This is a genomic window from Marinomonas polaris DSM 16579 (genome assembly GCF_900129155.1).
Taxonomy (GTDB): Bacteria; Pseudomonadota; Gammaproteobacteria; order Pseudomonadales; family Marinomonadaceae; genus Marinomonas; species Marinomonas polaris.
This window is the reverse complement of record NZ_FQVF01000008.1, coordinates 130,304-145,605: the sequence shown is the minus strand read 5'-3', so window position 1 is coordinate 145,605 and position 15,302 is coordinate 130,304. Positions and strand designations below refer to the sequence as shown.

Sequence of the window (15,302 nt, the reverse complement as noted above, 5' to 3'; positions counted from 1 at the left end):
CGTTTTTCCATGAGAGACAAAATAGCCATGTAAAAATGAAAAGCCTACCCCAGTCCTATAAAACAACACAACGAAAAAAGGCTTTGATTCAAAAAATCAAAGCCTTTGCTTTTCTTAAATACTCGTTATTAGAAAGTATAACCAACACTTGCCATGAAGGTAATAGGATCAATATCAGCGTTAAAGGTTCCTACTGTTGTATGCACATCAGTATTAATATCCATGTACCAAAGAGACGCGTTAGCAAACCAGTTTTCAGCAAAATTGACATCAACACCTACTTGAGCAGCTAGACCAAAAGAGTTATCAAGACTCACATCAGTACCAGCCAATGCGCCTTTACCTTTTTCATCAAAGAAAATAGTATAATTCAAGCCAGCGCCAATATAAGGACGGATTTTGCTATTTGCCTGACCAAAATAATATTGCGCCATTAAAGAAGGCGGTAAATGCGATACTTCAGCCACTTCGCCTAAACCTTTAGTCGATACCTTATGAGTAAAAGGCGAAGCAGCTAGCAACTCAACACCAAACTGATCTGTCAGCATGTAGGTAAGAGTAACGCCAACTTGAGTATCGCTATCAAGCTCCAATTCACCTTTATTCAATACATCATCACTGCTTTCGTTTGGCATCACTACTGCAAGGCCAGCACGAGCAAAAACATCCCCTGCATTATGAGCCAATGCAACTGATGAGCAAAGCGCAGAAACAAGAGCGATAGGAAGTAAAGCTTTCATAATAAGATTCCTTTTTTGATCAATAAAATGTCTGTGACAAAAAAGGTAACAGGATGAAAAATAAAATTATTAATCTAGATCAAGGTTTTGCGGTAACCCAAAGGACAATGTCGACAATACCCTAGGTAGGTCAACAAAATATCAACTACCTAAATCAAATCACTTTTCACTCAATCTTGCAGATAAAAAGATCCATACGATAAAAGGTCAGATTACACACACTAGTAAACCAAATAAAATAACAAAGTAAACTGTTTTACCATTCACTTATAAATCGGTAAACTTTGCAAAAATTTTCATCTGGAACAAACCAATATGCCAATACTAATTGCAGTCACCTTACTTTGGGCTTTTTCGTTTAGCTTGATTGGGGTATACCTTGCTGGTCAGGTCGACGCCTGGTTCTCTGTTTTAATGCGTGTAACACTTGCAACAGTGGTTTTCTTACCTTTCTTAAAACTACGTCAGATTGAAGCAAAAATTGCTTTTAAATTAATGGTATGTGGAGCTCTACAGCTTGGCATTATGTATGGATTTTATTATCAATCCTTCCTATATTTATCCGTTCCCGAGGTTTTACTATTTACAGTTATGACGCCTCTATATGTTACTCTAATAAATGATATGCTAGATCGCCGTCTTAATATAGGCTTTGCCATTAGTGCAATCTTAGCCATTCTTGGAGCTGTTGCCATTCGCTACCAAGGAGTAGACGAAGGGTTTATTAAAGGATTGTTAATCGTTCAAGGTGCTAACATTTGCTTTGCTTCAGGACAAGTTGGTTATAAACGTATTATTGCAAAGGAACGCCCAGATCTGCCACAACGCACGGTATTTGGATGGTTTTTCCTTGGAGCCTTGGCCGTTGTTATTCCTTGTTTCTTAGCATTAGGGAATCCAGATAAACTACCAACAACAACGCTTCAATGGTCAATTTTGACTTATCTTGGCATAGTTGCTTCTGGCTTAGGTTATTTTGCTTGGAATAAGGGCGCTACAATGGTGGATATTGGCACTCTTGCTGTTGCTAATAACCTTTTAATACCTGCTGGAATTGTCGTCAATGTGATTTTCTGGAACAGAGATGCCGATATTTTACGTCTAGCCATTGGTGGCGGGATTATATTATTGGCACTTTGGGTAAACGATAAATTCAATCAAAAGTACGCCAAAGCACAAACCGACACTTAACTAAAATACGATAGATCAAAAAAAACGCCCAAATTTTCATTGGGCGCTTTTTTAATTTATTAAAGTATATGTGCTATTCAACAAGCCAAACCTGTAAGGTTTTTTTCGCTTCTTTGTCTGCTTTATTGAACCAAAATTGAAACATTTCCAGTTGGATATTAGCGACTGTTGGCTTATACATATCATCCGCAATCCAGATACGAGCATCTTTACGAGTCGCTTCGTCGGATTGATTATACCAAAATTGCATCATTTCTAACGCAACGTCTTCTGTCATAATAACAGGAGCAGGTACTGGAGCAGAACCAGAGTTAGTATTGCTCGGTGAATTTTTGGCAGTTAGTCGCTCAATTTCTGTAACAAAATCACGGGTGTTCTGAAGTCCAGATTTAGTTTTCAAGCTTTGTTGTTTGTAGTCAACATCTTGACCATTTACGTTATCATAAATCGTAAATTGTGGGTCTTTGGCATTGGCCTCGGCCTGCTTTTGAGTCGATATATAAGGTGCTTTCAGCGTAAAATAGGTATTCTTTTCAAACTGTAAATCCAAAACAATTGGTTCAGATTGATATTTTTGTGTATCGCCACCGCTTCGCAACAACTTATTAAAACGCACAACTATCTGATGCTGACCTTCATCAATATCTACTTTAAAATCATTACCAAAATGACCTGCACTTTCAAGATCGACATACATGATCTCAAAAGACCGTGGCACTTCAAATGTGGCAGCCATAGCTGGAAAAGTAACAAAACCACACCACAAAGCACCAAACGCAATAAAACGATTTTTTACATTCATCAAATACTCCTTACAACACATAACAACATAGCGAATGAATCTAGCATATAGTTGTCTTTTATTTGCTTGGTTTACCTTGCTTTGAAGTCACTTACTAGATTTTGTCTTTTTTCATTGCTAAAAAAAGTACAGGACTGAAACCACGCAGGAAAATAACCAAATAATCATATCGTTCTAGGGTAAAATTTGCGATGGAATAATTGCTCCCCTTATCTCTTTAACAATTATTACTTCTATCTAAAACAAGGACCGTGCCGAAAGACTATGCAAGACAATATACAACATCAGCTGAGTCATAAACTTATATTACGTATAGTAGAATTGTCGATTTTTACTTTGCTTATTGACCTAACATTACGCCCCTTGCTTGTTACCCTCCCAATCTACTTTACTTGGATCGGCCTGTTAGATTTAGCAATAGTGACAAGTCTCTATATTGTCGTTCGTTTTAACATCTTTCCGGCATCAGAGATCATGTTATCTCTAGTTGTAGCCATCATCATTATTATCCCTTCATTTGCTCTTTCGGGTGGGGTCAATAGCCAAGTAGCCTATCTATTACCACTTTACCCTGTAATGGCAGCTCTAATTGGGGGCTATCGAGAATCCCTAATAATCACTATCATTTTGACGATAGGTGTCATCTTATCGACTGTTTTTAGTCAACATATTACTGACATAACAGGAGCAATTTATTCGGACCAAAAATCAATAGATAGAGGTTTTTGGTTAACGACTTCAATTATCTTTAGTGGCGTTTTTGGGCGTTTTTTCTTAAAAAGATATACTGAACTTACACAACAACTAAAAAATGAAAATATTCAAGACCCATTAACAGGTCTATTTAACAGAAGAGGCTTGAACCTCCATTTCACTAAAGAATTAGACAGCGCAGACACTACGTCTTCACCCTTAAGCCTCATACTTATTGATATTGACTACTTTAAAAAAATAAACGACATGTACGGACATGATATTGGTGATGTATGTCTGATAGAAATAGCTAACACCCTCTCACAAGCAATAAGAAAGAATGACATTATTGCTCGATTTGGAGGAGAAGAGTTCATCATTATTTTGCCAAATACACCAAAAAATGAAACAGTAGCTATCGCGGAAAAATTAAAAGTTCTCATATCTAATCAGAAATTTAGTAGCTTCAATCTATCACTTACCATTACTCAAGGTTTAACTGAGTACAATAAAAATAACGATAACGCGCTGAAAATGATAAAGCGTGCTGACAAAGCTCTCTATAAAGGCAAGGATAAAGGGCGAAATTGTGTAGAACAGTCCGAATAGACTACCCCTTATAAATGTCAGGCTGCCATTTTTGCATAAACGTTGAAGGTGAACTTAATGGTGTATAGCCAAACTGTTGATACAAGCTATGCGCATCTCGGGTTGCCAACAGGATTCTTCGTAATCCCTGTAGCGATGGGTGGTCATGGACTTCTTGCATGAGCCATTTTGACAACCCTTTACCACGATGAGCTTCATCAATAAAAACATCGGCCAAGTACGCAAAAGTTGCCTGATCCGTTATCATTCGAGCAAAACCAACTTGCTTACCTTCAGACGAAAACACACCAAAGCACAACGAATTATCTAAGGCCTTTTTAAACGTTTCTTTAGGGATGCCTTCCGCCCAATAAGTGCTTGATATATAAGTATGAATGGCATCAAAATCCATTTCTTCACGATGACTACTAACTCGATAACCTGAAACCATCTCCACCTCCAATATTGTCTTAAGTATTATTTAATCTCTCTTGCGCCACCGACTGTATTTAGAATGTACCCCCCGCGTAAAAGCCGACGAATATTCTTCAAGAATATCGACACCATACAATATAGCGACTACGATAAAAGACAGCTTTATCGCCACATAAGAGCCAATAATAGCAATGCACACACCAATTGCGGCCAGTGTCCAAATCGTCGCAGCCGAGGTAACACCAATAACCGCACCATCTTTAGACAACATAACTCCGGCCCCCAGAAAGCCAATCCCCGTAATCACCTGACCTATGATTCGCGATGGATCTGTAGTCTCAGCAGCAACAAACATCGACGATGCAATAAACACATAAGTCCCCAATACGATTAACGCTGAGGTTCTGATTCCTACGGGCTTACCTCTCAGTTGTCGCTCTAAGCCAACAATAACGCCACAAAAAATAGCAGTAGCAATCGAGCTCCAATTATAGGGAGCAACGGAAAATAACGATTCTAAATTCATATAATCTTTCTTAGGACAAACGCCATAACTAGAAGAATACAAGGAACGATAGCTCTCTTATAATGTACTGAATTTTTGACGTTAATACAGTTATTAATCAGGCATCAGATTAAAAATAAATAGAAAGGGGAAATATCAAGACTGGTACAAGAAGAGAGTATAAAGATAAAAAGCCTGTCATCAATTTTTGTAACAGGCTTAAAAAACAGCTAAATATCAAAATCTAACAAAGCTGAGCTGAGACCCTTACCATGTATATCGAGAGCCAAAGAGCGAGTAACACCACCACCTAACGCTTCATACATAACAAAATTTAATGCACCGATAGCCGGTAGTTCGTAGCGCACAACTTCACCAGAGACAATATCACCAAACCAATTTTGTACTTTCTCTGCCGTCACAGCGTCTTTAATCAGCACATAATCATTAATGTCATAAACAATAAGAGAGATGTTTGAGATATTGCCCTTATCACCTGTACGGGAATGAGCGATGTCACGTAATTTCATTGCTTAACCCTCTAAAATTGTAATCATAGCGTGAACCTGAGATCGGGGAATCAAACTAGAATCCATAGCTAGTACTTCTTTCGCAGACTTCATAACACCACCGCCACCCGCAGGTCCATTGGTGTATAAAGTTTCAACTTCATTACCGACCGATATAGCTTCTTCTAGTGTTGAGCAACGAACCGCTACACGTGCACGAATTTCATAAGGTTCATTTTGGGCTGATCTTGTTTCACCATGTAATGCATTCACGCCAACTAAATCATAGCGTGCTTCTAATGGTATAAATCCACACACCGAAAAACGCGCCTTCACGATATCTAAAGCCAACCGCCCCCGTGCAACAGCATTTGGTCCTGCATACGAAATTTCACCTTCGCCAATAAAGCCATCGTTATACCCTACAGACACCTTCAATGTATCTGTTCTAGGCAAACCACTTGCGCCTTTTACAGCAACACGATTCTCAGCTTCTTGTTGAAAAGTGACATTTGAGAAATCTGCAACAACATCAGGAGTAAAATACTGATCTGGTCGGTGGATTTCATACAACAGCTGCTCTTTGCAAGTGGCTTCACAAACCACACCACCAGAACCTTCGACTTTGGTGATAATCGCATCACCAGACTCATCGACCTCAGCAAGAGGAAAACCAAGACGAGCCAAATTCATCACATCCTTAACACCAGGATCAGCAAAATACCCGCCAGTTATTTGGCCTGCACACTCAAGCAAATGACCTATGCACGTACCTTTTCCCAATTTCCTCCAATCATCTCGGGACCAACCAAACTCATGCACCATAGGAGCAAGAAACAAAGAAGGGTCAGCAACTCGACCTGCAATCACCATATTGGCTCCGCTTTCCAATGCTTCAACTAAGCCTTCAATCCCCATATAAGCATTAGCCGATAAGATATCTTTGCCACTTTGAGATAAAGCGACATTCGCCTCGATCAGCTTTAAATCCAATCTCTGCAGTTCAGGCAACACATCGTCACCAGTGACCACCGCCACTTTAAATGACTTTAAGCCCAACTCCTTAGCAACACTCATTACCACATGTCCAGCTGCAATAGGATTAGCAGCACCCATATTAGTAATAATCCGCACCTTGTTCTTATAACAGCTTGGCAGTACGGCTCTCATTCGAGCTTCTAACAATTCGTTGTAACCTTTGCTCGAGTTCTGCTTTTTTTGCTTTTGACCTATGGCGATGGTTCGCTCAGCAAGACATTCAAATACTAAATAATCTAATTGACCTTTTTGAGCCAACTCTACCGCTGGCTCTATTCGATCACCTGCGTAACCTGCGCCAGAACCAATTCTGATTTTTTTCATGCTCTTATTTGATCCAATAAATTATTAGAAAAGCGCCAGTATAAGTGCACTACAGAAGGGAAATATCACCAAATAATAATGATAAATCCCCTTCGGCTTAAATACTTAATGCACCCGTAATCACAGCAACTAAAGTCATCACCATAGTCACTAAAAACGCTAATGGAATGGTCTTCTTTTGGTGATCAGCAAGATCAACACCCGCTAACCCAACCAATAAGAAAGTTGATGCAGTCAAAGGACTCACTGGAAAACCCGTTGTCATTTGACCGAGTAAAGCACCGCGAGCTACTTCAATACCACTTGCTCCTAAAGCTTCAGCCGCATGCGCTAAAACAGGCAACACTCCGAAGTAATATGAATCAGGGTCAAACAACAGACTTGCAGGCATAGATGTAATAGCAGTCAAAAGAGGAAAATGTGCACCTAGACTTTCTGGAACAATACCCACCAATGAAGTTGCCAATGCTTTAATCATGCCTGATCCCTTGAGGATGCCAGTAAACACGCCCGCGGCAAAAATAATTGAAATCATCAAAATAGCTGCGTGACCATGGGCCGTAATACGAGCTTGTTGTAACTTTACATTCGGGTAATTCACCAACAAGGCAATAGGTAAAGCAATAACAAATACAGCCGGTAAAGGCACACTTTTCGTAACCAGTGCCGTCAAAGCACCTACTGTAAGTAATAAATTAAACAGAAATAACTTAGGACGTTTTAGGTTAGCTTTGTCCTCATCTTCGCTATCATCAATACCAACAAACGATGAACCACTCCCCAACGTGCCGGCATTTGTCAAACGCACTTTTTCTTTTTTACCCAACCAAAAAGACACAGCAAGAACAGTTAATACCCCAGCTCCAAGCGCAGGAATAATTGGGTTAAATAGCTCAGAGATATCGATACCTAATGAGGAAGAAGCTCGTAATGTTGGGCCGCCCCAAGGCACAATATTCATCGTGCCAGCCCCTAATGCAGCAATACAGGCAAGCACTTTACGATCCATTCCCAATCGATCATAAATAGGTATCATGGCAGGAATACAAACTAAAAAAGTAGATGCACCAGAACCATCCAAATGCGCTAACATGGCAATCAGCGCAGTACCAACCGCGATTTTGATTGGATCTTGTCCGCCAAATTTAATGATCCCTTTAATCATTGGATCAAACATCCCAGCATCATTCATCACAGAAAAATACAAAATAGCGAATGTCAGCATAATTCCGGTAGGTGCCACGCTTTTCAGCCCGTCTAAAATATAACCACCTAATTCAGAACTTAAACCCGCCAATAATCCAAACACGATAGGAACCAAAACTAAGGCCACAACGACCGACATACGTTTGGTCATGATAAGCGTCAATAACACCGCTATGGTGCAGAAACCCCAGAATGCCAACATTAAGCAACTCCTTATTATTATATTTGAAGCAATGTGACTGCTTTCAAAGATGAAAGCGAACATAATCAAGCTTTATTTCTACCATTAAACAAGTAAAAAACTCCAATCGAAAAAACAAATGAGCTTAATGGATATTCAAATTAAAAAAACCAAAAACATATTTAAAAATCAAATAGGTATATATTAAATTCAAATAAAATTAAAAAATATTACACCGTCACATCGCCATAATTTGACGCTTACAACTTAGATGGTTAGTATCGTTTTGAATAAAAATGATTTAATGAGAATCAACCTAAACGCATAAAAAAGAAAAATAATGAATTTATCTATAAAACAGTTACGTGCATTTTTAGCGCTAAGTGACCATGATAGCTTTACTCAAGCGGCCAAGCGCTTTAACCTTTCACAGCCAGCTTTTAGTACCTTAATAGCCAGTCTTGAAGACGAAATTGGTTACCGTTTATTTGATAGAGATACACGTAAGGTAGAGTTAAACGCTAATGGTATTCATTTTATCGAAATCGCACGCCGCCTCATCTTAGATTACGATGAAGCCATCAATGAAATTGAAGCTCGAGCTTCAGGAAAAGATGGCACACTAACATTGAGCGTACTACCATCGCTCGCGGTAGAATGGCTACCTGAAATACTAGCCCAATACAGCACGATGCACCCACAGACCCAAATAAAATTAAATGATACTCAATGGAATCAATGCCTCAAATCCATTGTAAATAGCCAAGCAGATTTGGCGCTCACTGCCAGCCAACCCGCTACTAATATTTTTGATTCCAGCTACCTATTCTCGGATAAATTTTATTTACTATGTCACGTCAATCACCCTCTGGCGCAAAACAAAAAAGTGAAACTCAACGATCTTTACAAATATCCATTTATTGGCTTTAGTCAACGTACAAGCATCCGCCAATACACAGACAAGCTATTTGAAAGCCAAGGAAAACAAATTAAGTACTCTTTAGAAGTGCAACAACTCACGACCATGATGGGGCTTATTTCTGCTAACTATGGTATTGGCATTACCAGCGGTTTAACGTTATTTCAATTTAAGCATCAAAATATTGCTATTGTACCTTTTGAAGATGTCGATTTAGAAAGGGACATTTATTTAGTGAGCTTGAAAAACAGAGCCCAACCTAGTCATGTAAAACTGTTTTCAGATTTCATTATAAATGAGGCCAAAAAATTCAACTCAAAAATAAAAACCATACAAGAATAGTTGTTTACGAAATATCAATAAAAAAGGAATACCTTTTGGTATTCCTTTTTAAAAGAATATTTAAATGGGAAAAGTAGTTACTTACCCATTAAATCCGCTTTAATAATATAGAGTCGATTCGAATCAATAGTGTTTTTATCAAGGTGCTTTTGTTCTAGTTTGCCTTTGGTCGACCAAGTAGCAAAATCATCATCGTTCAGCACACCAAGATGATGTCCATCAATCACCCACAAACCTTCCATTTTATCGTGCGGATAAGCAACGGCTTTCACCATATCTACCACTAATGTTTTGTTAACTGGTTTAATTCCCTTTTCTGCTAACGCTTCCCAGCCATTTTTAATAGTGAACTGCTCTAACGTTAAGCCATCAATCATTAAACCATGGCTCTCATCACGAGTAATAGAAGAGGACAAAGCGACATTAGAAAGCGACGTTCCTGTGCTTAAGTCAATACGATAAACATGCTTTTGAGCATTCGGCTTAGCCTTAGACATGCCATCAGGACCACCTAACAAGAATCCACCATCTCGCTCGATAACCAAAAACTTATTAGCTGTTAAAGTGGATATTTCAGAATTAGAGTTTTCATTTTGTTCTTGGCGGTACAAATACTGTTCAGTTTTACCTGTGATTAAATTCACTGTCACAATACGAGTCAAATCCGATTTTTGTGCAGCTTTATCAGGGTTCTGCAGCGTCGATTGCATGATACCTACTAAGGTAGTTTCATCTGGTGTGATGGCTAAACCTTCCATACCTCGGTTAGCACGACGATGCTGAAATACGGCAGGCAGGTGATAAATATCACGGCTGTCATCTTTAAAGGCATTAATACGACCAATCTCAACACCATTACTGTCAAAGTGGACAATATGTGGACCATATTCATCACTCACCCAAAAAGTTCCGTCTTTCAGAGCGACTAAACCTTCACCATCTAAACCGTAATCGTCTAATTTAATTGCGTTGGTTGCTTTGTCATAAGGCTTATTATCATTCATTAAAACAGGTTGACCATTTGAATGATAAGGCGTTTCCCCTGTACCACCTAACGCCGACGTATTCGGCAAACCGGAAATCAAACTACCTTCTGGGCGTTTCAGTAAAATACTTTTTACCATCGAAACCTTGCCATCAGCAGAAACTTCAAACAAACCGATACGTGGAGTATAAGACGCCACAGGGAAGCTCTTACCTTTACCATATTCACCACTATAATCAGCATTCGGCCCACGGTCAGTTAGAGCATAAAACTGGTTAGCTTGATTAGGGTTCGCTGTCATGGCAGAACCAAAACCACCATTTCGAATTTCAAATGGCTGATTCGTTTTACTATCAATCAGATCATCACGCAATACGGAATACGGTAACTCACTACCTTGCTTTGGGAAGTTATCTACAAAACTAGACGTCGGTGCCGTTACTAAATTATTCGCGCAACCCGATAAAACACCAACAGAAACCAAACTTGCCAACCAGACCTTACTTGTCATTTTTTTACCCCTTTAGTGAAATTACACATCAGTGCATTTTATGATTCTCACTTAAAGATAAAGACTTGCCATGACGGTTTGATGAATAGGCATAAAAAAGCCCGAGCATTGGCTATCAATGACTCGGGCTGAGGTTACTATTTTTGATATAGCTTAATACGGCTTATTGACTCAATGCTCCTGTCGGACCACCACCACGATGATCTCCTCCAGTGTAGATATCATCGTCTTCGTTGACTGCATTTTTACCAGCATCCCCCTTTTTAGCAGGTTCAACTTTAGCGGCACTGGCAGATCCAGTCAGTGAACCTGTAGGACCACCACCACGATGATCACCACCGTGATAACCATTATTCGAAAATAACGAGCATGCTGTTAAATTCATCAAAACTATGGCAATGACCAACAGTTTTATCCTTTGATTTACTACTTTCACACAGATACTCCGTTAAATATCACTGACTCATGCAAAGTAACCTAGGAGCAAAAGACAAATTTGGTCCATTCTATTCAAAATCTTCAAAGCCTAAGATTTGCTATCAAACTTTGAATTTATCGCTCACCTCTTTAATCACATGAGCCTGATCTTCTAACAAAGCCATTTGTTCCGCTGTATGAGAAGAATCCTCACCAATGTTTTTAGCAAGTTCGGCAATACCAACAACGTTTTTAGCAATATCACTAGCTACCTGAGATTGTTGGTAGGCTGCGGTAGAAACCTGAACATTCATTTGTGTCAAATTTCTAATTGATTGGCTGCTAGAATGAATAATCTCATTAATTTTTGCCATTGCCTCAACAACTGCTTCTCGTCGTTTAAGGGATTCGCTCATTTCCTCTGTCGCCTTTATAGCACTAAGTTGGAGCTTATCAAGTATGTCTTTAATCTCTATCGTACTTTGTTGACTACGTTGAGCCAGCCCTCTCACTTCATCTGCTACTACAGCAAAACCTCGCCCTTGCTCACCTGCTCTGGCAGCTTCAATGGCGGCATTCAAAGCCAAAAGATTTGTCTGTTCCGAGATGCCTTGAATAACCCCAAGCACCAAATTAATTTCATCAACGTTCGCACCCAAAACCCCAATTGATTGCTCAACCGTATTCAATACCAAGCTTAATTCTTCAAGCTGATTACTTGATAGCTGAACCTGCAGCAAAACCTGCTGAATTTCTTTCTCGGTGCTTTCAGCCGACAAACGCGTAGACTCAGCATTTCCAGCAATCTCATTAGAGTTTGCTTTCATTTCTTCAATCGCACTAGCTACTAAATTAGTTTCATTGATTTGACGATCAGATACTTTAGTCAATTTTTTCCGCTGTTCATTAGACTTAACCGAAATACCAATCAATGCACTACTTGAACGTTTTAGGTGACTGATATCAACCGACATTGTTGCTAAAAAAGTATTAAAATCAGAAGAAATTTGATTCAAAATATCAATTGAACTTGAAGGCAATTTTCTAGTTAAATCGCCCTCTCCGTTAGCTAATTGCTTAACAGCAATACTTAGGGTATCTAGCGGACCTAACACTGTTCGCGAAGACAATAAAACCATCCCGGCAAGCATAGCAAAAACACCTGCTAAAATAGCGAAAGCAACAAACAAACTGTCGCGCTGAATCATGCCCATCGAGTGATTTATTTCTGAAGTAATCTTATCTGCACTATCAATATAGAACCCAGTACCAATGACGACATCCCATTTTTTAATATAAACAGCGTAACCATATTTTTTAATAGCCTCTTTTTCACCAGGCTTCGGCCAATAAAACTCACTAAAGCCATTTCCTATAGTTGCTGTGTCAATAATATCTTTGATAATAAAATTGCCATACTGGTCTTTTAAATCAATCACATTGACCAATTGAGCACCAGCACCATGCATCAACCTCATACCTTTAGTGTCATAGGCATATAAGTAACCATCCCCACCATCAAATTTATAGGTTTTTAACAGAGCCAACGCACCTTCAAGCCCTTCCGTTCCCGGTTTATTTATTTCAGGCTGAATAAGACTGATAGAAGAATCAATGACTGTTACTAATCGTTTTTTTTCAGTTTCAATCGTAGCATCTCGTACAAGACTAGAAATACCATCATTCACGCTATCTAACGTATGAATTTGAGTGACAGCACTGATAATGGCAATTAATAAAAATGGGACAAACGCTAGAAAATAGATTCTTAGTTTAAGGGAGGAGAGCATAGAGAACGATCCTTATGTGAATGGTAAAGCCACAACCTGTAGCCATTTATTGCGAGCAATTTAAAACAATATTTCGTTTTTATCTAGCGCCTAAGAAAAAAACTATAGAATTTAATAGTAAAATAAGTCACAAAAAAAATGATATGAATAAAAAGCTAAGGAAGTAGAGCTACTGACCTTTAGGATCAATTAACTAGTAAACATCATCGCGATTGTATAAATAATTCGATTTAAGCCAGTCTAAAAAATCTTTCCCATCCGTACTTTGTTAACTATGGACTCTAAGTCTTCAAACAAAAAAGGTTTACTTAAAAAAGTGTTCATTCCTGATTCAAGACATTTCCGTTTTACACTCTCCTCTACATGAGCAGTCAGAGCAATTATCGGTGTTTGATTAAAGCCTTTATCTTTCTCAATCTGTCTAATAGCAACTGTGGCTAAAAAACCATCCATTTCAGGCATATTACAATCCATAAAAATAATATCGTAACGCTGGGAGCTATTAAATTTCTCCAGCGCCATTACACCTGTTTCAGCCAAATCTACAGAACATCCCAACTTTAAGAAAAATTGCTCGCAGATCATTTGATTTACTTTATTATCTTCGGCCAACAAAATATGCAGTGGCCGTTGCACATCACTTATTTCGAATTTATCTGTAGACTCTAATAAAGGTTGATTCAACACATCTTCACTAGGAAGTATGAATGGCAGAGTTACGGTGAACACACTTCCTGTACCAACGATGCTCTCAACCGACATAGTCCCACCCATGAGGTCCACTAAACGTTTAGTAATGCTTAACCCCAACCCAGTACCTCGGATATTGGGATTAAAATGACTAACCTGATAAAACTGTTCAAAAATTTTCTGCTGGTTTTCAGGAGATATACCAATACCTGAGTCCCTAATGGCAAAAGATAAAATGATAGTGTTTTTTTCATCACTTTCCTTACAAGAAACCTCAATAGATATTTCACCTTCATCAGTAAATTTAAACGCATTCCCAACAAGGTTATAGAGGATTTGATGAAGCCGATAAGGGTCACCTCGCACTAATTCTGGAATATCATCGATAGCACAAGTTAGCTTTATTGGCTTTTTATCAAACTGAGGGGAAAGTAATAACATCACTTCATTGATGACATTGCGTGAACTAAATGGAATTTTCTCTAATTCCAACTGTTCTGCATTAATCTTGGAGTAATCTAGAATATTATTAATAATGTGCATCAATGTTCGGCCAGCATTATTGATTACTGTAACTTGCTGTTGTTGCTGTTCATTAAGGTCGCCCATAGATAGCAATTGGGCCATCCCCAATACCCCATTCATTGGTGTACGTATTTCATGTGTCATTGCCGCTAAAAAATCGGCTTTTGCTTGCCCTGCACGCTCGGCTTCAACTTTCGCCTTTTCTAGCTCTTCAGCCTGTTCTGAAAGTTTTAAATTATCATTAAGTGCCTGCCAGTAAACACGATTTTGCTGTTTTCCAGTAATAAAAATAAACAGACCATAACCAATAATTAAGCCTACTACAATCAAGTTACCAGGCTCGTTTAGCAGCAATCCAGCTGCTAAGGCAAAGGGGAAACAAATCAACACAAAATAACTGCGCATTAATTTATAAGAAGGCGCTAGTACTGTAACACCACCAATACTGATGCCTGCAGCGGCCATCATATTAATAGTCACTGCCAAGTCGACAATCGGGTTAATGTAAAAAAGCCAAGCAGAACCGCTTACCCAAACAATAGCGGATGAATTGTAGATAAAAGCATAACGAGGAAAGCACGTGGAGATATCAATATCATTAGATGAAGAGACTTTTAAAAATAACACTAAACGATAAATCTGCAACAGTAAAAAACAGCCTGAAAAAACACCAATAATGTCTATGTGTTCACGAGCTGTTGTAGAGCTAAAAGCAGCAGCCCAGAATGCTAATAAATAAAATACTCCGCCATATCTAGAGCGTCTAGCTAAATCCTTTAAGCTAATATCATTGAGTTGTTGATCACCCAACGTATAGCGTGAATTATTCAATAGCGTTCTCAGATTAAATGCCCATTAATAGTTTAAGGTGCATCAGCTTCCATTGACTGATTTATCCATAATAGTGCATT

14 protein-coding genes are annotated in these 15,302 nt (G+C 38.7%); 3 read left to right on the top strand and 11 right to left on the bottom strand.

Going from position 1 to position 15,302, the window contains the following annotated elements:
- Positions 1-128: 128 nt before the first annotated feature.
- Positions 129-740 (bottom strand): OmpW family outer membrane protein, encoded by a 612-nt coding sequence (locus BUA59_RS10195; protein WP_072839600.1) that lies wholly within the window; start codon positions 738-740, stop codon positions 129-131.
- Between the two features lie 315 nt (positions 741-1,055).
- Between BUA59_RS10195 and BUA59_RS10190 the strand changes: the two genes are divergently transcribed.
- On the top strand, positions 1,056-1,931 hold the full coding sequence (locus tag BUA59_RS10190; RefSeq protein ID WP_072839599.1) for a carboxylate/amino acid/amine transporter: 876 nt from the start codon (positions 1,056-1,058) through the stop codon (positions 1,929-1,931).
- Between the two features lie 73 nt (positions 1,932-2,004).
- On the opposite strand, the gene BUA59_RS10185 is transcribed toward BUA59_RS10190, so the two are convergent.
- Positions 2,005-2,733, bottom strand: coding sequence for a YccT family protein (locus BUA59_RS10185; RefSeq protein WP_072839598.1), 729 nt, complete (start codon positions 2,731-2,733; stop codon positions 2,005-2,007).
- Positions 2,734-2,997: 264 nt separating this feature from the next.
- Between BUA59_RS10185 and BUA59_RS10180 the strand changes: the two genes are divergently transcribed.
- Complete coding sequence (locus tag BUA59_RS10180) at positions 2,998-4,035, top strand: GGDEF domain-containing protein (RefSeq protein WP_072839597.1); 1,038 nt, start codon at positions 2,998-3,000, stop codon at positions 4,033-4,035.
- A gap of 1 nt (position 4,036) precedes the next feature.
- Here the strand turns inward: BUA59_RS10180 and BUA59_RS10175 are convergent, their stop codons facing one another.
- The 5 genes from BUA59_RS10175 to BUA59_RS10155 all read right to left on the bottom strand — a co-directional run bounded on the left by BUA59_RS10175 (position 4,037) and on the right by BUA59_RS10155 (position 8,233).
- Complete coding sequence (locus tag BUA59_RS10175) at positions 4,037-4,465, bottom strand: GNAT family N-acetyltransferase (protein ID WP_072839596.1); 429 nt, start codon at positions 4,463-4,465, stop codon at positions 4,037-4,039.
- 30 nt (positions 4,466-4,495) lie between these two features.
- Positions 4,496-4,975 carry an MgtC/SapB family protein gene (locus BUA59_RS10170; protein ID WP_072839595.1) on the bottom strand — a complete coding sequence of 160 codons (480 nt, stop codon included), beginning with the start codon at positions 4,973-4,975 and terminating at the stop codon, positions 4,496-4,498.
- 209 nt (positions 4,976-5,184) lie between these two features.
- On the bottom strand, positions 5,185-5,484 hold the full coding sequence (locus BUA59_RS10165; protein WP_072839594.1) for an AtuA-related protein: 300 nt from the start codon (positions 5,482-5,484) through the stop codon (positions 5,185-5,187).
- Between the two features lie 3 nt (positions 5,485-5,487).
- Positions 5,488-6,825, bottom strand: a complete 1,338-nt coding sequence (locus BUA59_RS10160; RefSeq protein WP_072839593.1) for an acyclic terpene utilization AtuA family protein — start codon at positions 6,823-6,825, stop codon at positions 5,488-5,490.
- 97 nt (positions 6,826-6,922) lie between these two features.
- The gene (locus tag BUA59_RS10155) at positions 6,923-8,233 is read right to left on the bottom strand and encodes a CitMHS family transporter (protein WP_072839592.1); all 1,311 of its coding nucleotides are present in this window, start codon (positions 8,231-8,233) and stop codon (positions 6,923-6,925) included.
- A 319-nt stretch (positions 8,234-8,552) separates the two neighbouring features.
- On the opposite strand from BUA59_RS10155, the gene BUA59_RS10150 reads away from it, so the two are divergent.
- Complete coding sequence (locus BUA59_RS10150; RefSeq protein ID WP_072839591.1) at positions 8,553-9,473, top strand: LysR family transcriptional regulator; 921 nt, start codon at positions 8,553-8,555, stop codon at positions 9,471-9,473.
- A 77-nt stretch (positions 9,474-9,550) separates the two neighbouring features.
- Here BUA59_RS10150 and BUA59_RS10145 read toward each other — a convergent pair whose 3' ends face one another.
- The 4 genes from BUA59_RS10145 to BUA59_RS10130 form a co-directional block, all read right to left on the bottom strand.
- Positions 9,551-10,969: an esterase-like activity of phytase family protein gene (locus BUA59_RS10145; protein WP_072839590.1), complete on the bottom strand. Its 1,419-nt coding sequence runs from the start codon at positions 10,967-10,969 to the stop codon at positions 9,551-9,553.
- Positions 10,970-11,132: 163 nt separating this feature from the next.
- A complete protein-coding gene (locus tag BUA59_RS10140; protein ID WP_100185982.1) occupies positions 11,133-11,405 on the bottom strand; it encodes a hypothetical protein in 273 nt (90 codons plus the stop codon).
- 103 nt (positions 11,406-11,508) lie between these two features.
- Complete coding sequence (locus tag BUA59_RS10135; RefSeq protein ID WP_175550762.1) at positions 11,509-13,074, bottom strand: methyl-accepting chemotaxis protein; 1,566 nt, start codon at positions 13,072-13,074, stop codon at positions 11,509-11,511.
- Between the two features lie 342 nt (positions 13,075-13,416).
- Complete coding sequence (locus BUA59_RS10130) at positions 13,417-15,201, bottom strand: ATP-binding protein (protein ID WP_245813124.1); 1,785 nt, start codon at positions 15,199-15,201, stop codon at positions 13,417-13,419.
- Positions 15,202-15,302: the final 101 nt, after the last annotated feature.

Excerpts from the sequence above, each read along its gene's own strand:
- BUA59_RS10155 (WP_072839592.1), bottom strand. The coding sequence starts at position 8,233 with ATGTTGGCATTCTGGGGTTTCTGCACCATAGCGGTGTTATTGACGCTT.
- BUA59_RS10175 (WP_072839596.1), bottom strand. The coding sequence starts at position 4,465 with ATGGTTTCAGGTTATCGAGTTAGTAGTCATCGTGAAGAAATGGATTTT.
- BUA59_RS10170 (WP_072839595.1), bottom strand. The coding sequence starts at position 4,975 with ATGAATTTAGAATCGTTATTTTCCGTTGCTCCCTATAATTGGAGCTCG.
- BUA59_RS10190 (WP_072839599.1), top strand. The coding sequence starts at position 1,056 with ATGCCAATACTAATTGCAGTCACCTTACTTTGGGCTTTTTCGTTTAGC.
- BUA59_RS10150 (WP_072839591.1), top strand. The coding sequence starts at position 8,553 with ATGAATTTATCTATAAAACAGTTACGTGCATTTTTAGCGCTAAGTGAC.
- BUA59_RS10195 (WP_072839600.1), bottom strand. The coding sequence starts at position 740 with ATGAAAGCTTTACTTCCTATCGCTCTTGTTTCTGCGCTTTGCTCATCA.
- BUA59_RS10165 (WP_072839594.1), bottom strand. The coding sequence starts at position 5,484 with ATGAAATTACGTGACATCGCTCATTCCCGTACAGGTGATAAGGGCAAT.
- BUA59_RS10185 (WP_072839598.1), bottom strand. The coding sequence starts at position 2,733 with ATGAATGTAAAAAATCGTTTTATTGCGTTTGGTGCTTTGTGGTGTGGT.
- BUA59_RS10160 (WP_072839593.1), bottom strand. The coding sequence starts at position 6,825 with ATGAAAAAAATCAGAATTGGTTCTGGCGCAGGTTACGCAGGTGATCGA.
- BUA59_RS10145 (WP_072839590.1), bottom strand. The coding sequence starts at position 10,969 with ATGACAAGTAAGGTCTGGTTGGCAAGTTTGGTTTCTGTTGGTGTTTTA.
- BUA59_RS10180 (WP_072839597.1), top strand. The coding sequence starts at position 2,998 with ATGCAAGACAATATACAACATCAGCTGAGTCATAAACTTATATTACGT.